The organism is Prosthecobacter sp. (assembly GCF_044373815.1).
In the GTDB taxonomy this organism is placed as follows: domain Bacteria; phylum Verrucomicrobiota; class Verrucomicrobiia; order Verrucomicrobiales; family Verrucomicrobiaceae; genus Prosthecobacter.
Genome location: NZ_JBIPNG010000435.1, coordinates 1 through 5,663, shown reverse-complemented (window position 1 = coordinate 5,663; position 5,663 = coordinate 1). Strand labels below are relative to the sequence as shown.

The window sequence follows — 5,663 nt, the reverse complement described above, 5'->3', positions numbered from 1 at the left end:
AGCGCCGCTGCATCCGCCCCATGCAAGAGGGAGGCCGCAGTGAGTGAGAGGCAAAAAATGGGGGCGATCAGGACGTAGCGCGGCATGCAGAGTTCAGGCACAGATGAGGGGGAAAAACTACAGTGTTCCCCGGCATTTCTTGCGGAGAAAAGGCGGGCATTCGGAGCGCCCAGATTTTATACCGCAGAGGTTGGAACGCCGCAGAGATTTTTCAGAGACAATCTCTGCGGCGTTCCAACCTCTGCGGTGTGATGATTGGGTTCGGACTTCTGAAGTACGACAGACACTCCTGTCTGTCGGCCAGCGGCACCGCCATTCCTCGGGCAGTCACCGAGTTTTAAAGGGATAGCGAAAGCGTCAGACGGCTGCGGCGGTGTGAGAGCGTGGCTTGCAGGCTATGGGTTTTGGCGAAACGCTGATCGACAGGCAGGAGTGCCTGTCGTACTACCTGCCACACATCCCCCATTCCTACCGAGTTTCCTTCAGCCCCCGCGCTTTATCAATCAGCTGCAGGAACTCGCCGCGATAGCCCTGCTTGTCCGCGCCTTTGCCATCCAGCGCCAGGCGGCGCACGGTTTCCCAGCTCAGCGAGCCTTTGTAGCTGGAGTCGCGCAGCAGCAGGCCAAAGCCCGCCACGGCGGCGCTGAATTTGTACTCCTCGCTGCTCGCGGTGAGTGTCTTGCCGTCGTCTTTGGTGGGCACTTCGATGAGCTTGCTCAGATCGCTCTCAGGCTCCTTGTAGCGCAGCTTCACCGTCATCATCTCCCCACTCTTCGCCGCTTCCGCCAGTTGCGCAGGTGAGACCGCCGGGGCCTGATACTTCAAGCTGTCCACGGCAGGGCGACCCTCCGCGCCAGCGGGCAGATTCGCAGGCACGATCTCATACAAGGCCACCACGCTGTGACCTGCGCCGATCTCACCCGCATCCTTCGTATCATCGTTGAAGTCCTCCTTGGCCAGCAGTCGGTTTTCATAACCGATGAGCCGATAACTCCGCACCGCCGCAGGATTAAACTCCACCTGAATTTTCACGTCTTTGGCGATGGTCACCAGCGTGCCGCTCATCTGCTCCACCAGCACCTTGCGCGCCTCGCTCAGGCTGTCGATGTAGGCGTAGTTGCCATTGCCTTTGTCGGCCAGGGTTTCCATGGTGCGGTCCTTCAGATTGCCGCTGCCAAAGCCCAGCACGCTGAGAAAGACACCCGTCTTCGCCTTGTGCTTGATGAGTTTTTCCAGCTCCTCCGGCGAGCTCACGCCCACATTGAAATCACCGTCCGTGCAGAGGATCACGCGGTTCACGCCGCCCTTGATGAATCCGGCCACGGCCTGCTCATACGCCAGCTTGATGCCCGCGCTGCCATGCGTGCTGCCGCCCGCGCTCAGCCGGTTGATCGCGCCCAGGATCTCCTCCTTCTTCTCTCCGCTAGTCGGCGGCAGCACCACGCCGCTGCTGCCCGCATAGACCACCATCGTCACGCGGTCCCCTTCTCCGAGCTGCTCCGTGAGCATGCGCAGAGACTGCTGAACCAGCGGCAGCTTGGCAGGCTCATTCATCGAGCCCGACACATCCACCAGGAAGACCAGATTGCTCGCCTTGCGGTCCTTGTCCATCTCACGGCCTTTGATGGCGATGCGTGCCAGCCGGTGCACCGGCTGCCAGGGGCACGGTGCCAGCTCCACGCGCACACCGAAGGGTTCCTTCGCATCATGCGCGGGGCCTTCTTCCGCCGTGGGGAAATAATTCACCAGTTCCTCAATGCGCACCGCATCCGGCGGCGGGATCATGTTCTGGTTCAGGAAGCGCCGTACGTTCGCATACGACGCCGTGTCCACATCGATCGACAGCGTGGACAGGGGCTCACGCGCCACGTCCTTGAGTTCGTTTTCGATGATGCGGGTGTAGGATTCGCCGGTGCCCGGCTGGAGTTGCGGCGCGGGCTTGCTCTCCTCAGGCATGGCAGTGTTTCCGAGATAGAAGGCATCATTCTTCACATCCTTGCCCAGCACGACCTGACCCGACTGCACTAGCATCGGCAGCTTCTCTTCCCATGTCTCTGTTATCTGGGCCAGCATCTTGGACCGCTTCGGGTCATAGTGTTCTTTCTCCTGAGCCGCCTTTGTTGGATTCATCACCATCGGCAGATCCATGGCAACAGCAGCCGACGAATTAAACGTGACCGGACTGGCAGGTGCAGCCGTGGTGGAGCTCACATTGCCACCCGCAGCCCCTGCCTGGGGTTTCTGCACGCCCGGTCCGCCTGTGGTGAAGGTCGTGACGTCTTGGCGGACCGTTGTTGCCGATCCGCCGAAGACTAATACCGGAGGCGAAGCCGGTGCGGCAGCAGGCGCTGCACCTGCCACCATACCACCGTTATTATTGAATACCACGCCCGCAGTGCGGTTCATCGGTGCTGGTTCATCCATCAGCGGAGCAAACGCGTCACCTCTCGGCATCGATGCCCCATTGGACACACTCAATACGCCGCCATTGATCGTCGTCCCGCCGGTGTAGGTGTTGGCACCTCCCAGGACCATCGTGCCCGCGCCAGTTTTGGTCATGGCTCCTGATCCAGATACCGTCCCACCAAACGTCTCGCCTTCCCTCGGCGCCGCAGAAGCACTGCTTGCAAGGGTCAGTGCCCCCCCCTGAGCAGGCTTCGCAGGCGGACTCACAACTCCGCTGTAGGTCGTGCCACTGCCAGAGTTGACCGTGACACCGCCACTGAACGTGCTGTCACCCGTGTAGTTCGAGGCACCGCCCAGATCCAGCGTGGCCCCATATCTCCTTCCAAAGGGAGCTCCTGAATCCACACTCCCCACCGTCAGCGAATTCGCCCCCCCGGCAGCATAGTTCCAAGCCGCCCCAATCATATCACCAACCACAAATCTATTGGCTCCCTGGTATGCCCGTATTCCTCCCCGTATTCCCGTAAGGTTACGAACGGCCATCATAGGTTCAGCCCGGGTTGAAACCGTAGTGCCACCCGTGATCGTGAGCGCCAGCTGCTGCGCCGGTGCCACCACGGCGTAAGGCTGCCCGGAAATCATCTGCACCTCTCCCGTGAGCGTACTCGTCCCCGTGGCCGCAGAAGTCGAAGCCGCCGCCACATTTCCATTGACGGTCAAAGCCCCCGCATCCGCAGGCATTCCAGCCTGCACAGCAGGCGCATCCGCCAGAGCAGCAGCCGATGACCCGTCAAATTGGATGGAAGACCTGCGAGGAAGTTCGATGGGACCTGCATAAACAAACTCACGTGTCACCTCCATCGTGGCCCGCGTCCCAGACTTCGTCGTGACCACCGGCGCGCCCATCAGGTCCAGAGGCTTCTGCGTGCCGGAGGAGCTGAGCACACCGCCATTCACCACCACAGCCCCGGAGCCCAGCACGGCACTCGCATCGCTGGAGTACTTGCTCAATGCAGTCACGTTGAAAACCGCCGCCTGCAAGTCACTCACCTGGGAGGCATCCGCGAGTGTCGCAGAGAAGCCACCGACGCTGGGCCGGTCAATGAGGTGCGATTGGGCGGCTGTGGCGAAAGAAATCACCCCGGGTGACTTCGCATTCACATCCGGCGGCAACGGGATCCATCCGTACATGGGCAAGCTGTTGCCAATACCTTTGAAATATTTGTCTCCGATAGAGAAAGCGGAGGACACTGTATAAAAAGGCCAGCGGTCCTGCAGGATGGCATTGATCGTGAGAGGAGCGCCTGACTGAACCATGATGCTGCCAGTGCTTACGCTCGCAGCTCTCAACACCACCGAGGCACTGCCAAGGTTGTGCAAACCGATGTCTCCGAAGGCCAGGCTCGCTTGATAATTCGTCAGCGATCCCGCCCTATCAAGAGCTACAGGCGAGGCAATCACCCCCGCTTGTGCAAGAGACATCGGAGGCCAGCCATTCGCACCCAGCACCTGAGGTCTGACTTGGAGCGTCCCACCGTAAATGTTTTCGTAGTCATTCGACCCCAGCATCCCCATACCTGGAAGCAAACAACCGACAAGCCCTGTCTTTTGAGGTGTCACGAGAACCCGGCGGCCGAGCGCCCCCGTGAATCGGTTTCCCATTTCCTCCAATGTGGGGACGTACAAATTGATGAAGCCATCAATCTCCATGCGTTCGGAGGCCAGAGCAAAGACTGCCCGCTGCGGAGGATAGAACCCAGCTTTCAAACTCAAGCTCGCAGCCTGCCGCTCCTGAGTTTGCTTCAGCAGATCCTTGGCGTCCGGAATCATCTTCAAAACGCTGCCCGTTGCTGTTGAGCCAGAAACCGCGCCCCCGACCGTTAAAGCGGTGCCGCCATTCACGGTCAGACGGCCTGCATCCACCGGCATGCTGACATTGCCACCCGCAACCTGAGCGCTGCCATTCGTGAGCCCCAGCGCAGCGCCCGCCAAGGCAGGCGCCACCTTCTGCGAAGTCACACCCGTCCCCGCCACGACCAGACCGACCGTCTCGGGAGTCTTCAAGACTCCGCCAAAATTCAGGCCATACGCGTTCTCATCCTGCACCCGCTTCAGCCGTTCCACATCGCCGGGGCTCATTGCACGCTGGTCCTTGTTCACGGTCAGCGCACCCACTGCGGCCACAGGTGCGGATTTCGGCATTGGCGAAAGCGGTTTCGCCGCAGGCTGCTCCGCCACGATCACAGGCTTCACCGGCGTGACCGCCAGCAGTCGTGCCTCAGGCCCCTGCCCTGCTTTCTTCTTTGCCTCGGGCTTCGGCGCGAGCTGCACCTTGATGCCCGGCTTCTCCGCCACGACGGCGACGGCACGCGTTTCGCTCTTTCTGGAGGAATAAGCCTGCCACGTCCAAAACCCGCCCAGCACCGCGCACGCGGCCAGGGAGAGGCGGACGATGACGCCGATGTTCCACCGAGTTGTCTTGCCTGACTTCCCACTTACCGCAGGAGTTTGTGCGGGCGCTCCGCTTGCAGTGGGCACTTGGGACGATGACTCCACAGCCTGAGGATTGGCTGCCTGCGCGACGAGGCGTTCGCGCTGCTTGTCGGTCAGCGCCAGGGAGTCATCCCGCAGTTCGCTCAGCAGAAAGTCACAGAAAGCTTTCGTCTCATCCGCCTTCTCTTTGTCCTGCGGATTCTCTAGCAGCGCCGCCTCCAGCTGCTGGCGTTCTTCGGCGCTGGCTTCATCCAGCGCCCAGGCGGTGATGTGTTCCGGTTTCATGATCTAAAAAATAAGTAAGGGGTTTTAAGCGATGGCGTGTTTCAGTTTCTGCGCCGGCGGCGCGTCATGCGCCTGCCACTTCGTTTTCAGCGCGGCCACGCCGTGGTGGATCAGGTAGCCCACGTTGCCGATGCTCGTCTGCATCGCCGCGCTGATCTGCTGGTAGTCCAGTCCGGCGATGAACTTCAGACGCACCGCCTCGCGCTGTCGCACCGGCAGTGTTTCGATGAGTTCACGCAGCGCCGTGGCCGTCTCCCGCTGCTCCATCGCGTCATTCGGCGCGGGATCAGCGGAGGTTTCGAGATCGAGTGTTTCTGTTTCCATAACAACGAGGCGTTGATGTTTGCGGTGATGGTCCAGGGCGCGGTTGCGGCAGACGGTGAAGAGCCAGGGGGCCAGCCGCTCGTGATCGAGAGTGGGCAGGTGCTGGCTCAGCTTTAAAAACACGTCCTGCACGATGTCCCGCGCGTCTTCCAGAT

The 5,663-nt window shown here is 60.9% G+C and carries 2 protein-coding genes; both read right to left on the bottom strand.

What is annotated here, in order from left to right; all coding sequences use genetic code 11:
* Positions 1 to 468: 468 nt before the first annotated feature.
* Positions 469 to 5,184: a von Willebrand factor type A domain-containing protein gene (locus ACIREA_RS25290; protein ID WP_397385105.1), complete on the bottom strand. Its 4,716-nt coding sequence runs from the start codon at positions 5,182 to 5,184 to the stop codon at positions 469 to 471.
* A 24-nt stretch (positions 5,185 to 5,208) separates the two neighbouring features.
* The coding region (locus ACIREA_RS25285; protein WP_397385104.1) for an RNA polymerase sigma factor at positions 5,209 to 5,663 on the bottom strand (455 nt) is incomplete at its 5' end.